At 61.7% G+C, this 16,913-nt stretch carries 16 protein-coding genes; 9 read left to right on the top strand and 7 right to left on the bottom strand.

Features of this window, described 5'->3' with window-relative positions:
• Window positions 1-44: 44 nt before the first annotated feature.
• The 3 genes from GTP58_RS20460 (at window position 45) to GTP58_RS20450 (ending at window position 3,975) form a co-directional block, all read left to right on the top strand.
• Window positions 45-1,328 (top strand): DUF2325 domain-containing protein, encoded by a 1,284-nt coding sequence (locus tag GTP58_RS20460; protein WP_161079014.1) that lies wholly within the window; start codon window positions 45-47, stop codon window positions 1,326-1,328.
• Between the two features lie 118 nt (window positions 1,329-1,446).
• The gene (locus GTP58_RS20455) at window positions 1,447-3,129 is read left to right on the top strand and encodes a methyl-accepting chemotaxis protein (protein WP_161079013.1); all 1,683 of its coding nucleotides are present in this window, start codon (window positions 1,447-1,449) and stop codon (window positions 3,127-3,129) included.
• A 48-nt stretch (window positions 3,130-3,177) separates the two neighbouring features.
• Entirely contained in the window at window positions 3,178-3,975 is a 798-nt protein-coding gene (locus GTP58_RS20450; RefSeq protein ID WP_373924762.1) for an alpha/beta fold hydrolase, read from the top strand.
• Here GTP58_RS20450 and GTP58_RS20445 read toward each other — a convergent pair.
• Entirely contained in the window at window positions 3,963-4,478 is a 516-nt protein-coding gene (locus GTP58_RS20445) for an Lrp/AsnC family transcriptional regulator (RefSeq protein WP_072785025.1), read from the bottom strand. The genes GTP58_RS20450 and GTP58_RS20445 overlap by 13 nt on opposite strands.
• Before the next feature lie 132 nt (window positions 4,479-4,610).
• Between GTP58_RS20445 and GTP58_RS20440 the strand changes: the two genes are divergently transcribed.
• From GTP58_RS20440 to hppD, 4 genes are read left to right on the top strand one after another with little or no spacing between them, the layout of a single operon-like run.
• A complete protein-coding gene (locus GTP58_RS20440) occupies window positions 4,611-5,810 on the top strand; it encodes an amino acid aminotransferase (protein WP_161079012.1) in 1,200 nt (399 codons plus the stop codon).
• 1 nt (window position 5,811) lies between these two features.
• Entirely contained in the window at window positions 5,812-6,120 is a 309-nt protein-coding gene (locus GTP58_RS20435; protein ID WP_161079011.1) for a 4a-hydroxytetrahydrobiopterin dehydratase, read from the top strand.
• Entirely contained in the window at window positions 6,107-6,955 is an 849-nt protein-coding gene (phhA, locus tag GTP58_RS20430) for a phenylalanine 4-monooxygenase (protein WP_161079010.1), read from the top strand. Before GTP58_RS20435 ends, phhA begins: the two co-directional genes overlap by 14 nt.
• Window positions 6,956-6,974: 19 nt before the next feature.
• On the top strand, window positions 6,975-8,060 hold the full coding sequence (gene hppD, locus GTP58_RS20425; protein WP_161079009.1) for a 4-hydroxyphenylpyruvate dioxygenase: 1,086 nt from the start codon (window positions 6,975-6,977) through the stop codon (window positions 8,058-8,060).
• A gap of 37 nt (window positions 8,061-8,097) precedes the next feature.
• Here the strand turns inward: hppD and GTP58_RS20420 are convergent, their stop codons facing one another.
• The 5 genes from GTP58_RS20420 to GTP58_RS20400 all read right to left on the bottom strand — a co-directional run bounded on the left by GTP58_RS20420 (window position 8,098) and on the right by GTP58_RS20400 (window position 12,935).
• Window positions 8,098-8,601: a hypothetical protein gene (locus GTP58_RS20420; RefSeq protein WP_072785017.1), complete on the bottom strand. Its 504-nt coding sequence runs from the start codon at window positions 8,599-8,601 to the stop codon at window positions 8,098-8,100.
• A gap of 10 nt (window positions 8,602-8,611) precedes the next feature.
• Complete coding sequence (locus tag GTP58_RS20415) at window positions 8,612-9,679, bottom strand: poly(3-hydroxybutyrate) depolymerase (protein ID WP_161079008.1); 1,068 nt, start codon at window positions 9,677-9,679, stop codon at window positions 8,612-8,614.
• Window positions 9,680-9,825: 146 nt separating this feature from the next.
• The gene (locus tag GTP58_RS20410) at window positions 9,826-10,356 is read right to left on the bottom strand and encodes a phospholipase D family protein (RefSeq protein WP_373924761.1); all 531 of its coding nucleotides are present in this window, start codon (window positions 10,354-10,356) and stop codon (window positions 9,826-9,828) included.
• Between the two features lie 41 nt (window positions 10,357-10,397).
• Window positions 10,398-12,482, bottom strand: a complete 2,085-nt coding sequence (locus GTP58_RS20405) for a TonB-dependent receptor (protein ID WP_161079007.1) — start codon at window positions 12,480-12,482, stop codon at window positions 10,398-10,400.
• Window positions 12,483-12,572: 90 nt separating this feature from the next.
• Window positions 12,573-12,935 carry a DUF2946 domain-containing protein gene (locus tag GTP58_RS20400; protein ID WP_161079006.1) on the bottom strand — a complete coding sequence of 121 codons (363 nt, stop codon included), beginning with the start codon at window positions 12,933-12,935 and terminating at the stop codon, window positions 12,573-12,575.
• Between the two features lie 96 nt (window positions 12,936-13,031).
• Between GTP58_RS20400 and yddG the strand changes: the two genes are divergently transcribed.
• Window positions 13,032-13,928: an aromatic amino acid DMT transporter YddG gene (gene yddG, locus GTP58_RS20395; RefSeq protein ID WP_202413796.1), complete on the top strand. Its 897-nt coding sequence runs from the start codon at window positions 13,032-13,034 to the stop codon at window positions 13,926-13,928.
• Here the strand turns inward: yddG and GTP58_RS20390 are convergent.
• Window positions 13,873-15,252 carry a short-chain fatty acyl-CoA regulator family protein gene (locus GTP58_RS20390; protein WP_161079005.1) on the bottom strand — a complete coding sequence of 460 codons (1,380 nt, stop codon included), beginning with the start codon at window positions 15,250-15,252 and terminating at the stop codon, window positions 13,873-13,875. The two genes, yddG and GTP58_RS20390, sit on opposite strands and share 56 nt — an antisense overlap.
• A gap of 155 nt (window positions 15,253-15,407) precedes the next feature.
• Between GTP58_RS20390 and GTP58_RS20385 the strand changes: the two genes are divergently transcribed.
• Window positions 15,408-16,910, top strand: coding sequence for a CoA-acylating methylmalonate-semialdehyde dehydrogenase (locus tag GTP58_RS20385; protein ID WP_161079004.1), 1,503 nt, complete (start codon window positions 15,408-15,410; stop codon window positions 16,908-16,910).
• Window positions 16,911-16,913 lie beyond the last annotated feature (3 nt).

Here is a 16,913-nt window from a genome sequence, read left to right as displayed (position 1 = left end):
ATACGTTATATTTCAGTATATATAACGTTCTGAGCGACCTGACCATGCCTTTTCTGCCCGTCCAGTCCGAGCCCACTTATGTCCACCGGATGCTGAATCTGCAGCCGGACGCCTGCTGCACGCCGGACCAGGCACACAAGGCCGCGACCACGCCGCCACCACGGCGCGCCCGGCTGGCGGAGCTGGACGCCAATCTGCATTGCTCCATCATTGGCACTTGTCTGACCACGGGCGAGCTGCGCAAGCTGGTGCCGCGCTACGCCACGCACCTGGACCGCAAGAGCGCCACCGACCTGGACATGCACCACACTGCGGTCGAGCTGTCGACAGCGGGCGAGGGCGCCGCCAAGGAATTGCACAAGGCGCTGGATGCGCGCCACGAACTGGCGATCAAGCGCTTCCGCCAGGCGGCGGATGACGACGAGCTGGCCGCCTTGTGGAGCGATGCGCTGGCGCATGGCGACGTTCCCGGCGCGTACTGGGCGCTGCTGACGCATCCACGGTGCAGCTACGAATTGCGCCGCCAGGCGTTCGGCGATGTGCACATGCTGTCGCATCTGGTGGGCGCATCCAACCGCGCCGACCTGCGCCGCCTGACGGCACTGGAAGAGGAATGCGTCCGCCTGCGTGAACAAACCACGGGCCAGCAGATCCGCCTGCAGGATCTGGGCGCGCAGCATCGCCAGGCCCAGGCAACCATCGATCAGCAGGCGACCGAGCTGGCCCAATTGCGCGCGCAACTGGCCAGCCTGTGCGACGACAGTACGCGCGCCATCAACGATGAAGCGGTGCAGCTGCGCGCCGCACTGGCCAGCACCGAAGAACAGCTGTCGCTGCAAATCGTCCGTGGGGCGGCAGCGGAAACGCAGCACGAAGCCGCATCCGCCGCCCGCGAGGCCGCGCGCCGCGATGCCGAGCAGCTGCGTAGTGACATGCAAGCTGCGCGTACGGAAGTGCTGGCGCTGGAACACACACTGGCCCAATTGCTGGAGAGTGAAGAGACAAGCTTGCCGCAACTGCAAGGCCGGTGCGTGCTGTATGTGGGCGGCCGCGTGCAATCGAACCAGGTGCTGACGCGGCTGGTTGCGGCCGCCGGCGGCGAGTTGCTGCTGCACGACGGCGGTCTCGAAGACCGCAAGGGCATGCTGGCCACACTGTTGCCGCGTGCCCACATGGTGGTGTTCCCGGTGGACTTCATCAGCCACAACGCCATGCACGTCACCAGGCAGCTGGCGGCCCGCGCCGGCATCCCCTGTCACCCGCTGCGCACGGCCAGTGTCGCCAGTTTTGTCGAGCTCATGCAACGCGAGCTCAGCAATCAGCGATAGATTTGGTGATTTTCATAGAAACAAATAATCGCTAATCATTTGCTGGTCTGATATAACTGGGACGTCGCGCCCAGCCCCCGCGCATTTCGCATCACCGCCTACCTAAGGAGTTTGCAAAATGCGTACCTTTCTCAATCTCCGCCTGTTCAACAAACTGCTGCTCTCATTTGCCGTGGTGCTGGCCCTGAGCCTGGGTCTGGGCATCTTCTCGGTGGTGCAGCTGGCCCGCGTGAACCAGACCTCGACCGACCTGGAAACCAACTGGATGCCCAGCGTGCGCGTGCTGCTGGAGATGAAGTACGACATCTCGCGTTACCGCGCGCAGGAGGCGCAGCACCTGCTGTCCTCCACCGAGGAGGATTGGGCCAAGTACGAAAAACGCATGAACGAGTTTCTCGACAACCTGGCCCAGCACCGCGCCGAATATGAAAAGCTCATCACCGAGCCGGAGGAGCGCGCAGGCTATGCGGAGTTTGGCAGCCAGTGGGAACAATACCGCGCGATGAGTATGGAAATCCTCAAGTTATCGCGCCAGCAGAAGGTTGAAGAGGGCAAGACCATCCTGCGCGGCAAAGAGTCTGCATTGTTTAATGCCGCAGCGGCGATGCTGGAAAAACTCTCCAAGGTCAACATCGACGGCGGCATCAAGGCCAGTGAACAAGGCAACGCGCTGTACGCGTCGGCGCGCTGGTGGATCATGGGAATTCTTGCTGCCTGCATTGCGCTGGGCACGGTGCAGGCGGTATGGATTTCCGGCCTGATTTCGCGTCCGCTGGTGAACGCGGTGCACATCGCGCAGACCGTCGCTGCCGGTAACCTGACCAGCAAAATCGAAGTCAGCACCACCGACGAAACAGGCCAGCTGCTGCTGGCGTTGAAGGAGATGAACGACAACCTGCAGAGCATCGTCGGCCAGGTGCGGCAGGGGACCGATGTCATCTCCACTGCGGCCAGCGAAATCGCCACCGGCAATCTGGACCTGTCGGCGCGCACCGAGCAGCAAGCCAGCTCGCTTGAGGAAACCGCGTCGTCGATGGAAGAGATGACCTCCACCGTCAAGCAGAACAGCGACAACGCACGCCGCGCCAATGAGCTCGCGCATTCGGCGTCCGGCATCGCCATCCAGGGCGGCGATGTGGTGTCGCAGGTGGTTGAGACCATGGGCTCGATCAATGCGTCGTCGTCCAAGATCGTCGATATCATTGGCGTCATTGACGGTATCGCGTTCCAGACCAATATCCTGGCGCTGAACGCAGCGGTGGAAGCAGCGCGGGCCGGCGAGCAGGGGCGCGGCTTTGCTGTCGTCGCCAGCGAGGTGCGCAATCTGGCGCAGCGTTCGGCCAGCGCTGCCAAGGAAATCAAGAGCCTGATTACCGATTCCGCCGCCAAGGTGGAGACCGGCAGCAAGCTGGTGCAGCAGGCCGGCAAGACCATGGACGAAGTGGTGGCCAGCGTCAAGATGGTGTCCGATATCGTGGCGGAGATCACGACTGCCGGCAAGGAGCAGGAAGTCGGCATCGAGCAGATCAACCAGGCGATTTCGGAGATGGACACGGTCACGCAGCAGAACGCCGCGCTGGTCGAGCAGGCGGCTGCGGCATCGGCCTCGATGCAGGAGCAGGCCGAGAATCTGGCGCGCGTGGTCAGCATCTTCACGCTGGACAGCGGTGCTGCGCGGCCGGCACTGGCGCGTACTCCGCGCCCGCAACTGGCGCAGCAGGCCAGTACCCAGCTGGCAGTGGTGCGCCAGCCGGCGATGAAAGCCAAGGTTGCGGCAGGTGCGGACTGGGAAGAGTTCTAAGCGTACCGCCGACGGCTGCTGCGGGTAAAATGCATCGCATCGTTACCCGTGGAGCAGCCGTCTATGCAGGAGCAGGAGCACCGTATCGCCACGCAGCATGGCCAGTTATATGCGCGCAGCTGGACGCCAGCCGGAGAAGCAGGCGCGCCCATCATCCTGTTTCATGATTCGCTGGGTTGTGTCGCACTATGGCGTGATTTTCCTGCCGCGCTGGCCGCGCGTACCGGCCGCAAAGTGATTGCCTACGACCGCTTCGGTTTCGGCCAGTCGGCGCCGCATCCCGGCGGCTGGTCGATTCATTTCATCCGCGATGAAGCACGCCTGTATTTCCCTTTGCTGCGCAGCGCACTGGCGATTGGCCGCTTTGTCGCTTTTGGCTACAGCGTCGGCGGCGGCATTGCCGTGCAGTGCGCGGCCATGTATGCGGGTGCGTGCGAGGCGCTCGTCACCATGTCCGCCCAGGCCTGGGTGGACCAGGGCATCACCGACGGCGTACGCCAGGCGCAGGCCGCGTTTGCCGATGCGGGACAACTGGAACGGCTGGCCCGCTACCACGGTGCACAGGCGCACTGGGTTCTGCACGCCTGGATTGACACCTGGCTGTCGGCGGAGTTTTCCGCGTGGCGCATCGGACAGGATGCCGACGGTATCCGTTGCCCGATGCTGGTCATCCACGGCGACTGCGACGAATACGGCTCGCTGGAACACCCGCGCCACATCGCAAGCCTGAGCAGCGCCGGCGGCGAAGTCCTGATACTCCCCGGCTGTCACCACATGCCGCAGCGCGAGTACCCCGAACTGGTGCTGGCCGCCGTGCAGCGCTTCTTGCGGGATCAGGCGAAGTGAATCCGCTTGCGGTTTTCGGTCGGCTGCATCACGTGATCGAGCGGCAGCACGTGGGTGTGTTTGATCTTGCGTAGCGTGACGGTGGACTTGACCTGCGCCACGCCGGGAATGCGCAGGATCTTCTCCGTCATGAATCTCGACAGCGCCGCCAGGTCCGGCGCCACCACGCGCAGCAGATAGTCGGAGCGGCCGGCCAGCGTATAGCACTCCATCACTTCCGGCATCTCTTCCACAGCTGTCTCGAAACGCACGCTGGCCGAGTTGCTGTGGTGGTCCAGCGAAACCTCCGTAAAGGCCATCACATCCAGCCCCACAGCCACCGGTTCGATGATGGCCGCATAGTGGTCGATCACGCCCGCTTCCTGCATGCGCAGCACGCGCCGGCTGACCTGGGAGGTGGACAGGTGTATCTTATTCCCCAGCGCGCTATTGGTGGCCTGGCCATCGCGCTGGAGCTCTGTCAATAGCTGTAAGTCAAATTTGTCGATGGTGATAACCGTCATGTGCATCTCCGGGCTGTTTTGTGAGAATTTTGTGCATAAATTATACAAAACTGCGCGTATTGCGGTTACTTTTATCGCGTTTTGAACGTTAAGCTGTTCCTGTTTTTCTATCAAAAAGAATCAGGAGATATGATGTTTCAGCACGTTGAAGCATTTGCTGGGGACCCTATCCTCACGCTGAACGAACAATTCGCCGCCGACCCGCGTCAGGACAAGGTCAACCTGAGCATCGGCGTGTATCTGAACGAGCAGCAGCGCATTCCGCTGATGGGCGCCGTGGCCGCCGCAGAGGAGCGCCTGGCGCAATCGTTCCACCCGCATCCCTACCTGCCGATGGCCGGTTCGCCGAGCTACCGCGAACATGCGCGCCGCCTGGTGTTTGGCGTGCAGGCAGGCGAGCCGCTGGCCGACCGTGTGGCCACCATCCAGACGCTGGGCGGTTCCGGCGCGCTGAAAGTCGGCGCCGACTTCCTCAAGGCCTGGTTCCCGCAGGCGAAGGTGTGGGTCAGCGATCCAACCTGGGACAACCACAAGGGCATCTTCGGCGGCGCTGGCTTTGAAGTCGGCACCTATCCTTACTACTCACGCGAAACCCATGGCGTCAATTTCGACGGCATGCTGGCCGCACTGCGCGCGCTGCCGGCTGGTGACGTGGTCGTGCTGCACGCCTGCTGCCACAACCCGACCGGCGCTGACCTGAGCCTGCAACAGTGGCACGACCTGGCCAAGGTAGTGCAGGAGCGCGGCCTGCTGCCGTTCTTCGACATCGCCTACCAGGGCTTCGGCGAAGGCATCAACGAAGACGCTTACGCCATCCGCTACTTCGCACAGCAGGGCATTCCGCTGCTGGTGGCCGGTTCGTACTCGAAAAACTTCGCCATCTACGGCGAGCGTTGCGGCTCGCTGCACGTCGCCTGCAAGGATGCGGACGATGCCGCCAAGGTGTTCGGCCAGCTGCAATCGGCCGTGCGCAAGATCTACTCCAACCCGCCAGGCTACGGCGCCCGCATCATCAGCACCGTGCTGGATGACGCCCAGCTGCGCGCCCAGTGGGAAGAAGAACTGACCGCCATGCGCGTGCGGATGAAGCAGATCCGCGCTGAACTGTATGCACAGCTGAAGGCCAAGCTGCCGGGCGGCGACTTCGAATACCTGCGCGTCCAGCAGGGCATGTTCAGCTACACCGGCCTGCCGGTAGAGCAGATCCGCAAGCTGCGCAACGAGCATGGCGTGTACTTCATCGAATCGGGCCGCATGTGCCTGGCCGCGCTGACCAGCGTGGGCGTGACGCCAGTGGCAACTGCCATGGTCAAAGTCATCACGGAGGTGTGAGATGCAAAAACTCGAACTGTCCCAACTGCCCGTCAGGCTGGTCACCGTGCCAGCGTGGGCGATTGCCGGCGACTCGCTGTCGATCAGCCGTGAATTCGTGTTTGCGGATTTCGTGGAAGCCTTTGCCTTCATGAGTGCCGTGGCGCTGCAGTCGGAAAAGCGCAACCACCATCCCGAGTGGAGCAACGTCTACAACAAGGTCCGCATCACCTGGACCACGCACGACGCCAGCGGCCTGACGCAAAACGATTTCGACATGGCGCTTGCCTGCGACGCCGCTGCCAGGGGATTCGGCCATGCACCTGTCTGACCTGCCTCCTGGCCAGCGCGACGACTGGACCATCGACCAGCAGTGGGACCGCTACACGCCGGAGCAGCACCAGGTCTGGGCCACGCTGTTTGAGCGCCAGACCAAGCTGCTGGAAGGCCGCGCCTGCGATGAATTCCTGGCCGGCATGCGCGCACTGCCGATCGCCCCGGACAAGATTCCCGACTTCCGCCAGCTCAGCGCCGTGCTGAAACAGCACACCGGCTGGGAAGTGGTGGCCGTGCCTGGCCTGGTGCCGGATGAAGTGTTCTTCGAGCACCTGGCCAATCGCCGCTTCCCTGCGGGGCAGTTCATCCGCGAAGCCAGCCAGCTCGATTACCTGCAAGAGCCGGACGTGTTCCACGACGTCTTCGGCCACGTGCCGCTGCTGATGAACCCCATCATCGCCGACTACATCCAGGCCTATGGCGTGGGCGGCTTGCGCGCGAAAGAGAAGGGCGTGCTGGATCTGCTGGCGCGCGTCTACTGGTACACCGTGGAATTCGGCCTGGTGGAACAGAAGGATGGCCTGCGCCTGTACGGCGCCGGCATCGTGTCCTCGTACACCGAATCGATTTTTGCACTGGATGATCCGTCGCCGAACCGTGTGCGCTTCGACCTGCCGCGCGTGATGCAGACCGACTACCGCATCGACGACTTCCAGGAAACCTATTTCGTCATCCGTCATCTCGACGAACTGCTGCAACTGGCGCACACCGATTTCGCGCCGCTGTATGAACAGGTAGCACAACGGCCGGTCCTCCAGCCGGGCACCATTCTGCCGCAGGACCGGCTGGTCCACCGCGGCATCGGCACCTATCACAACGCTAAACGATAATTTTAAAGAGGAAAAGAAAATGGCAGACTTGTTTGAAAATCCTATGGGCCTGATGGGCTTTGAATTCGTTGAATTCGCATCGCCGGTACCGGGCCTGCTGGAAAACATCTTCGCGCAACTGGGCTTCATCAAGGTCGCGGTGCACCGCTCCAAGAAGGTTGACCTGTACCGCCAGGGCGGCATCAACTTCATCGTCAACAATGAGCCTAACAGCCCGGCTGCCTACTTCGCCGCTGAACATGGCCCGTCGGCTTGCGGCATGGCTTTCCGCGTGCGCAATGCGCACCAGGCCTACGCCCGCGCGCTGGAACTGGGCGCACAAGCGGTGGACACCCAGACTGGCCCGATGGAACTGCGTCTGCCAGCCATCAAAGGCATCGGCGGCGCACCGCTGTACCTGATCGACCGCTTTGAAGAAGGCAGCTCCATCTACGACATCGACTTCGAATTCATCGAAGGCGTGGAACGCAATCCAGTGGGCCACGGCCTGCAGATCATCGACCACCTGACCCACAACGTCTACCGTGGCCGCATGAGCTACTGGGCATCGTTCTACGAGCGCCTGTTCAACTTCAAAGAGATCCGCTACTTCGACATCAAGGGCGAGTACACCGGCCTGACCTCGCGCGCGATGACCGCGCCGGACGGCATGATCCGCATTCCGCTGAACGAAGAAGGCAAGGCAGGCGGCGGCCAGATCGAGGAATTCCTGATGCAGTTCAATGGCGAAGGCATCCAGCACATCGCGCTGCTGACCGAAGACCTGATCAGCACCGTCGACCGTCTGCGCGCTGCCGGCGTACCGCTGATGACCGCGCCGCCAGAAACCTACTATGAAATGCTGGACGGTCGCGTACCAGGCCACGGCGAAAACGCGGCGGAACTGAAAGCACGCGGCCTGCTGCTGGATGGTAACGTGGTTGACGGCAAACCGCGCCTGCTGCTGCAGATCTTCTCCGAAACCCAACTGGGTCCGGTGTTCTTCGAATTCATCCAGCGCAAAGGCGACGATGGCTTCGGCGAAGGCAACTTCAAAGCCCTGTTCGAATCCATCGAGCGCGACCAGCTGCGTCGTGGCGTGATTCAGGAAACCGCAGCAGCCTAAGCAAACCGTCATTCCCGCTTGTGCGGGAATGACGGCATCAGGCCGGAGACGGCAGTTTTTTCTGCGGATCGGCGGCAATCAGATCATCCAGCGTGCGCTCGGTCAGTACCGTGGTGGCGCTGGAGACTGAATTCAACAAGGTCATGACCTTGCCCGCGTTGTCGCGCACCAGACCATCCACATCGCTCAGATAGCCCGCCATCACCAGCGAGATATCTTCCTTGTTCTGCGACTTGCGCAGATCCTCCACCAGCGCGTTATTCCGCGTCAGCAGGCTTTGCAGCACTTCCTTCTGCTGCGCCACCAGATCCGTCGACAGGCCAAACGGCAAGGCCAGCAGGTTTTGCGCCGAGATGGCGGCACCTGGCGGTTGCAGCAGGTCCAGCTGCGTGTGCAGCAGCTTGGTGCCGGCTTCGGCTTGCCAGTCGCGCCACTGGTTGAACACCGCCAGCGTGGACTTGACGATCTGCGCGAACTGCGACTGCGCGGTGGTCACGGCGGTTTTGCCAAAATCGAATGAAGACAATGCGGTAGTAGTCATGACGGTTCCTTTATTGTGAGTCGGACGAAGCAAGCGCAGGGCGCGGCTGGCCCAGGCGTTTGAGCATGGCCATGATGGCTTTCATCTGTGGCGCATTTTTGGTGTAGAAATCCTTGTGCTGCTGATCTTCGCTGGAGTAGCCCCAAAAGTCCCAGCAGCCTTTGGGATTCGGCGGTATGCCTTTGGACTTGTGGACTTGCGGGTAAAGGATAATCAGCTTGTTGGTATCGGCGAATTCGTTGTAGCCAGTACCGCTGTAGAAACGCTTGCCAATCACGGTCGCCCCTTGCTTGCAGCCGTGGAACGCCACGTGGATGGCACAGGCGGTGCGCTGGCATACCGAGGGAATGTAGGCATAGGCGTCCGAGTCCATGCTGGTGCGCGTCCCTTGCACAAACTCGCCCTGATTGAAACGCAGTATCGCTTGCGATGGCGTGTCCGCAGGCGCCTGCACATTGGGGCCGTAGATATGTGCCAGCAGCACTTGCGATTGCTTGAAGCCGCAGTCGTTGATGTAAGGCGATTGGTTATCAGGGCAGGCCAGGTCGGATGGATTATCGGTGACGATAGAGTGCCCGGCATCCGTCTGGTTGTCGTAGATGATGTTCCCGGGGCGCGCGCCGGCCAGGCTGTAATATTTCGGGACCTCGTTTACCACCATCGTCTTGACGATGTTGTCGTTGGAGCCACTGAACACATACACGTGCTGGCGTGCCAGATTGCTGACAGGGTCGATCAGGCCCTTTCTCTCGAAGCGGATCGCGTTGGCCCAGGATGCCGTGGCGTTGGCCGTCACTGCGGGGGATGCTGGACTCATGCACGTGGTCGTGGCGTTTTGCAGATAGTCGATTGAAGGGTAAGTGCCGGCGCAGTAGTACGGCCCCGCAGCGATCACGCCGACTCCCATGAAAGTGGCGGAGTAGGCGGTCGCCAGTTGCGCGGCCATGAAGCCGCCGGACGAGATGCCGGACACCGACACCTGTGTGAGATCCGCCCCCATGGCGGGCAGCGGTTGAGAGTCCGCCCGTGCCGCATGCGGCAGCAAAGCGAGTAAGACGACAAGACCCAGCCTGGACATGATACCCCCTCGTTTGGACGTGGTTTATTTAATAACTACGCCAAAAAGTTTAGCAGGATAAAATGACAGGAATTCTACAAAATACTCACAAAATAAAAAGTTAACTCTTTGATTTATATAACTTTATTCCCGTGTGGATAGTGACGTTACTGGTAGTCCACACCCTTGCCCCAGCGGTCTTCCCAGTGGCGGAGGTAAGCACGGGCAAGCTGGGTGTCGTTCCACACGACGAGTACATTTTCGCTATTGCTCAGCGCCGCATCCTGGGTGTAATTGAAGCTGCCGTTTTGCACCGTATGGCCGTCTGCGATGATGTATTTATCGTGGTGTAGTGCATACACCGACACCGTGCGGACCGGAATGCCCGCCTGCACCAGCTGGCGCAGCGCAGCGATATTGATCTTCTTTTGATTGCGGCGGTAGTCCGCCAGCACCTTGACGTCCACGCCGCGCTGCCTGGCTTGCAGCAGCGCCTGCGTGACGGCCGGCGAACTGAATGAATAGGCGGCGAGACGGAGCGTCGTAACCGACGTATCAATCACCTTGAGCACCAGCGCTTCCGCGCCGGCGTCCGGCGAGAATGCGCTTTCGATCAATGGCGGCTGCGGCACTGGCGCCGCCTGTGCGGCGGACGCCAATGCCATGGCCACGCTGAACATGATGGTGAACCTGGTCACGAAGACTGCTCCATAAACGCCACGATGTCAGCGATTATGGCTCAAAAGCTGATGACCATGCCGAGATCGAAGGAACGGCCATACCCAGGTAACGGGCGCAATGCGCCTTTGTTCACCTTTATGCCAGACAGGTAGACACCGCCCATCGGATCAGCATACTGCTTGTCGAGCAGGTTGCTGACGCCGGCCGACAGCTGCACATTCTTCTGCACCTGATAGCTGGTGCGCAGATTCAGCAGCGCATAGCCCGCGGTCTCGGGTTCCAGACGGCGCGCATCGACATTGTCCTTGTGCGCGACCAGCCTGGTTTCGATCTGGCTGGCCCACGCGCCTTGTTGATACTCCAGAGCCAGCAAGGCATTCAGCGGCATGATGTGATACAGGTCGCCGCCGTCGTTGCGCTTGCCGCGTGTGTAGGCCGCGTTACCGGTGAACTTCAATGCGCTGACCGGCACGCTCCACGACAGATTGGCGCCATACAGCCTGGCGTCATGGTTGGCAAATTGCAGCAGCGCGCCACGTGCGTTCATCGCCATGTAGGGATTGAACTGTCCCAGCACATCGACGTCGATGTAATCCTTGACCCGGTTGTAATAGGGATTGAGCTTGACGAACCAGCTGTCCGGTTGCGCGCCATGCCAGTGCGCCGTGAAGCCCAGCGTATAAGCCGTCTCCGGCTTCAGGTCGATGTTGCCGACGTAGCCGTTGCCATCGCCAAACCAGTTGGTCATGGTCATCGCCATGGTGCCGCGTCCCCACGAGTAGCGCTCATACAGATTGGGCGAACGCGTCTTGCGTGCTGCCGCCAGCTCGTAGCTGGTGTTGGCGTTGGCTTCAAAGCGGCCCATCGCGGTCAGATCGAGATTGCTGTCGCGCTGATGGCGGTCGCGCGCGTTGAAGGCTTTTGCGGCTTTGGCATCCGCCGCATTCATCATATTGTCCGCGTAGGGTTGAACATTGCCCGCATCCATACGCACCGATTCCCAGCGCGCGCCGAGCAGCGAGGTCCATTGCGCATTGTGCTGCGTTTCAGCCTCGCCATACAAGGCCACGCGGTCACGCTTGCCGTCGTTGATGTTCATATAGGTCTGTGGCCCCATCATAATGGAACCTGGAATGCCGGGCCAGAAGTCGTCCAGGCGGAAACTGTGATATTCCTGTCCCACGCGCAGTTTGCTGTTGTCCGCCAGCGGCAGGCTGGCTTTCAGCGTGTAGCCGGAATTGCGGCCGTGCGTCACCATCGGCATCATGCCGGTGCGCTCGGGCGAGAAGAAACCCATTTCGTGATCGGTCTTCTGCCAATAGGCTGCCGCATCCAGTTCGCCCCAGCCGAACTTGCCCACATAGGCCAGGTTGGCGTAGCGGCCGGTGTTGTCGGTCATGTCCATGTACTGGTTAGGGAAGCCTTGATACGGAATGTGCTGGGTGCCGACGCGCACCGTCACCTGCTGGTCCTGGCGACGCAATGCCAGCACCGCGGACTGGTTGATGCTTTCATACAGGCTGCCCAGCACGCGGTTGCCGTCGCCGTCTTCGTAGCTATGGCCGCGTGCATAGGCCGCGTTGTAGCCGAAGCTCATCGTGTCGCTGGCAATCGCCGCCGAGACGCCGCTGTTGATGACCTGGCCGTTGCTGCGGCCATTCAGCGACAGCTTGCCGCTGGTGCGCAGGCTGTCCGGCGTGTTGGCAAATACCGGTGCGACGGATTTGACGTTGATGCTGCCGCCGATGCTGTCGCCGCCGGCGCTGACGGAGGTGACGCCGGCCAGCACGTCAATGCGGCTGACCTGGCTCGGATCGATATACGACAGCGGCGCGTTCATGTGGTTGGCGCAGGCCGACGTGATCTCCATGCCGTCAATGCGGATCTTGAGGCGGTCGTCGCCCAGGCCATTCACATACGGCAGGCCGGACACGCCGCCGCCTGCCGCCACGCTGTAGCCAGGCGTGTCGCTGAGCAGTTGCGCTGCATCGCTGGCGCCGTTCTGGCGCGGCTGCCAGCTGCTGGCCAGCGCGGAGACAATCACTTTGTAGCGTGGCTCGGTATTCGGATCAACGGTTTGAGCGTGCGTGTTCAGGGATACGCCGGCAGCAGCCAGGCACAGGGAAATGTAGAGCGGTTTCATTTTGTGTTCTTTTTAAAAGTGATGCGCGAGCGCAGACTGCTGCGCAGCGATCAGCGCCGCGCAGGCATGTAAAACAGGAATGGGAGACGATCAGGCCAGGAAAGGCGGCGCGCGCGGGTTGGACGCAGACCAGGTGTGCTGGGACTGCGGTGCGCTGTAGAACAGGGGAGGGTAGATATCGCGGCCGGCGTGACGTGCCAGCGCTATCGCAGAAGCGGTGGGGAGTGCATCCGTACCACCGTGGACAGTACAGAAGGCGCAATGCTCCATGCCATGCTTGGTGGTGGTGGGCACCTTGCCGTCATCGCTGCCGTTGACGCTACACATTTCCAGCATGCTGACTGGATTGCTGGCGGCGACAGCATGGGAGACTGTCGGTGCGAGTACGCTGAACAGGATGGCCAGCAAGGCAATCCATGTATGCAGCAGTTGTCGCTTGGTCAGGGAGATCATGGCAGCATTATAAGGCAGACGAAAAAAATATGGATTTAGACGCTTGAACGCTATATATTTTTAGCCTTCATTCAACGGCATACAGGGGCGAGCGTTTTGACTGGTTTTAAGAACGAGCGGCAGTCCACCCTCATCGGCATGGCCGCCATCCTGATGTGGAGCGCTTCGCTGGGTCTGTTCCGCAGCATCTCGGAAGTCTTTGGCCCGGTCGGCGGCGCTGCACTGATCTTTACCACGAGCGGCGTGCTTGGTGCATTGATACTCGGCCTGCCCAAGCTGCGGGAACTGCCGCCCATGTATCTGTTCGGCTGCGGTACGCTGTTCATCGCTTATGAGATCGCGCTGGCCTTGTCTGTCGGCCTTGCGCATGACCGGCATCAGGCGATTGAACTCGGCATGATTAACTACCTGTGGCCCAGCCTGACCGTGCTGCTGGCCGTGGTCACACGCGTTCAGCGCGGGTCCTGGTTGATGGCGCCGGCGATCGCGCTGTGCTTTGCCGGCATCGCCTGGGTCATCAAGGGCGATGGCGAGCTGTCTGCGCAACTGCTGTGGCGCCATGTGCAGAGCAATCCGGTTGCGTATGGGCTGGCGTTTGCAGCAGCGTTTCTGTGGGCCGCCTACTCCGTCATGACGCGCCGCTTTGGCAGCGGCAAGAACGCCGTGCCGCTGTTCCTGCTGTTGACGGCGACAGCGCTGTGGATCAGGTACAGCATCAGCAACGAGCCTGTGCTGGCCATGAACTACAGCGGTGCGGCGCAGGTGCTGTTGCTGGGCGCACTCACCGCGACCGCATACTCGTGCTGGAACTACGGCATCCAGCATGGCAACCTGACCGTGCTGGCAACCGTGTCGTACTTCACGCCGGTGCTGTCTGCGACCTTGACCAGCCTATGGCTGGGCATACGGCCAGGCGCCAGCTTCTTCTACGGCGTGGTCATGGTGACGGCCGGTTCGCTGATCTGCCTGTGGGCGACGCGTTTGAAAAAATAGACGGAAAGGCGCGCTGCGGGCAGTCGTTGCGTTCGCAGACCTTGCAGCCGTTGCCGATGGGCGTGGCGACGTCGGGTGCGCTCAGGTCCAGGCCTTTGGCGTAGACCATGCGGTGGGCCTGGCTGATGTCGCAGCCCAGCGCGATGGCGAACGATTTACCGGGCGCCATGAAGCCCGCCGGTCCGCTATGTACCTGCCGCGCGATCCAAAGGTGGGTACTGCCGTCCGGCATGCGCGCCACCTGCCGCAATACCTGCCCCGGATGGCTGAATGCCTCGTACACCACCCACAGCGGACAGGTGCCGCCAGCGCGCGAGAAGTGAAACGCCGCCGCCGACTGCCGCTTGGAGATATTCCCCGCCCGGTCCACGCGGACGAAGAACACGGGCAGGCCCGCGTAGCCGGGCCGCTGCATGGTGCTCAGGCGATGGCACACGGCCTCGAAGCCGACACCGAACTGCTGCGCCAGCAGTTCGATATCGTAGCGGCAGTCTTCGGCCGCTTGCAGGAAGCGCCGGTAGGGCAGGCGCACCGCGCCGGCAAAGTAATTCGACAGCGCCAGCCGTGCGCTGTCGCGCGCCGTTTCGGAAAATGCCGCAGCCTGCACCAGCGCCTGCACCGTGTCCGCATGCTCCAGCAGGCCCAGTTGCGCCGCCATCTGGAAAGCTTGCTGGCTTTCGGTCAGCGCCTGCGGCAGCCAGAGGATTTTCTTGTCCTCGTCATACAGGCGGCGACCACGGGCCGGACCACTGTCTTCCGACGGCAGCACGGTAACGCCATGCTGCTCCAGCCGCGCACGTAGCGCGCTGGCGCTGCTGTCGCCTATCTGCTCGGCAGGGCGGTCCAGTTCATCGATGTAGTTCTGGCGCTGGTTCAGGTAGTCGCGCACTTCCTCATCGACGGATGGCGGCGCCAGGCTGATACCACGGTTGCCGTCATCGAACTGCGATTCCAGCGCCGCCGCGCGCTCGGCCGCCATGTGGTAGCGGCTTTGCAGTTGCAGCACCGCACGCGCCACGCCGGGCATGTTCTCCACCAGTTTTTTAATTTCGGTCAGCGAGGTATCCGCTTCGGGCAGTTCGCTGAACGCGTCACGCAGGTCGGCCACCAGCGCCGCGCTGTCGTGTTCCGAAAAGATCTGCGGATCGACGCCGAGCACTGCACCCACGCGCAGCAGGATGGCCACCGTGAGCGGTCGCTGGTTGCGCTCGATCTGGTTCAGATAGCTGGGCGAGATGCTCAGCATGGCCGCCAGCGCGGCCTGGGTCAGTTTGCGCTCCTCGCGCAGGCGTTGCAGTCGCACGCCCATGAATACTTTCGACATCTTCGCAACCTTTGCAAATTCGCGCTGCAATCTTCACAATTTCTCGCATTTTTACGCCTATGCAGCGTATCCCGTTAAGCGAATAATGCAAAGAAATAGCAAAAACCGCAAGCTTTCGGTTCGATTACTTTTCGATTATTCAGAAGGAGACCGTGATGACCCAGGCTGTTCCTACCGTACCGTTGCTGATTAATGGCGAATGGGTTGAATCCCGTTCCACCGTCTGGCGCGATGTCGTCAACCCTGCGTCGCAGGAAGTGCTGGCGCGCGTGCCATTCGCAACCGCCGATGAAGTGGCGCAGGCCGTATCGGCGGCGCAGCGCGCGTTCAAAACCTGGCGCAAGACGCCGATCGGCACGCGCGCCCGTATCTTCCTCAAGTACCAGCAGCTGATCCGCGAGAACATGGCCGACCTGGCCGCCACGCTGACGGCAGAACAAGGCAAGACGCTGCTCGATGCGGAAGGCGATGTGTTCCGCGGCCTGGAAGTGGTGGAGCACGCGGCCAACATCGGCAGTCTGCAAATGGGCGAGTTCGCGCAGAACGTGGCCAGCGGCGTCGATACCTACAGCGTGCTGCAGCCGCTGGGTGTCTGTGCCGGTATCACGCCATTCAATTTCCCGGCCATGATCCCGCTGTGGATGTTCCCCATGGCGATCGCCTGCGGTAACACCTTTGTGCTCAAGCCTTCCGAACAGGATCCGCTGGTGACGGTCAAGCTGGTGCGCCTGGCGCTGCAGGCTGGCATTCCAGCCGGGGTGCTGAACGTGGTGCACGGCGGCGAGGATGTGGTCAATGCGCTGTGCGACCATCCGGACATCAGGGCGGTGTCTTTCGTCGGCTCCAGTCATGTCGGCAAACACGTCTACCAGCGTGCGACGCTGGCCGGCAAGCGCGCGCAGTGCATGATGGGCGCGAAGAACCATGCCGTGGTGCTGCCGGATGCGAACAAGGAGCAGACCATCAATCAGCTGCTGGGCGCAGGCTTTGGTGCGGCAGGCCAGCGCTGCATGGCCGCCTCGGTCGCGGTGCTGGTTGGCGAGGCGCGTGCGTGGCTGCCGGAACTGGCGGAAAAAGCCACGGCCTTGAAAGTTGGCGCCGGCAAGGACAATCCGGATCTCGGCCCGGTAGTGTCGTGCGCCGCCAAGGAGCGTGTGCTGTCGCTGATCGCCCAGGGCGTGGAGCAGGGCGCCAGGCTGGTGCTGGACGGCCGCAACATCAAGGTCGATGGCTACCCGGACGGCAATTTCATCGCACCGACGATTCTGGCCGGCGTCAAACCAGGCATGGCGGTCTACGACCAGGAGATCTTTGGTCCGGTGCTGGTGGTCGTGGAAGCGGACACGCTGGACGACGCCATCGCCCTGGTCAACGCCAACCCAAATGGCAACGGCGTGGCGTTGTTCACGCAAAGCGGCGCCGCTGCGCGCAAGTTCCAGGAGGATATCGACGTCGGCCAGGTTGGCATCAACGTGCCGATTCCGGTGCCAGTACCGCTGTTCAGCTTTACCGGCTCGCGCGGTTCCAAGCTGGGCGACCTGGGACCTTACGGCAAACAGGTGGTGCTGTTCTACACGCAGACGCAGACCATCACCCAGCGCTGGTTTGCCGATGCCGCATCGGTGGGCCAGGTCAACACCACCATCAGCCTGAAGTAAATC

Source organism: Duganella sp. CY15W, from assembly GCF_009857555.1.
In the GTDB taxonomy this organism is placed as follows: domain Bacteria; phylum Pseudomonadota; class Gammaproteobacteria; order Burkholderiales; family Burkholderiaceae_D; genus Rugamonas; species Rugamonas sacchari.
This window is presented reverse-complemented; position numbering and strand designations above follow the sequence as displayed.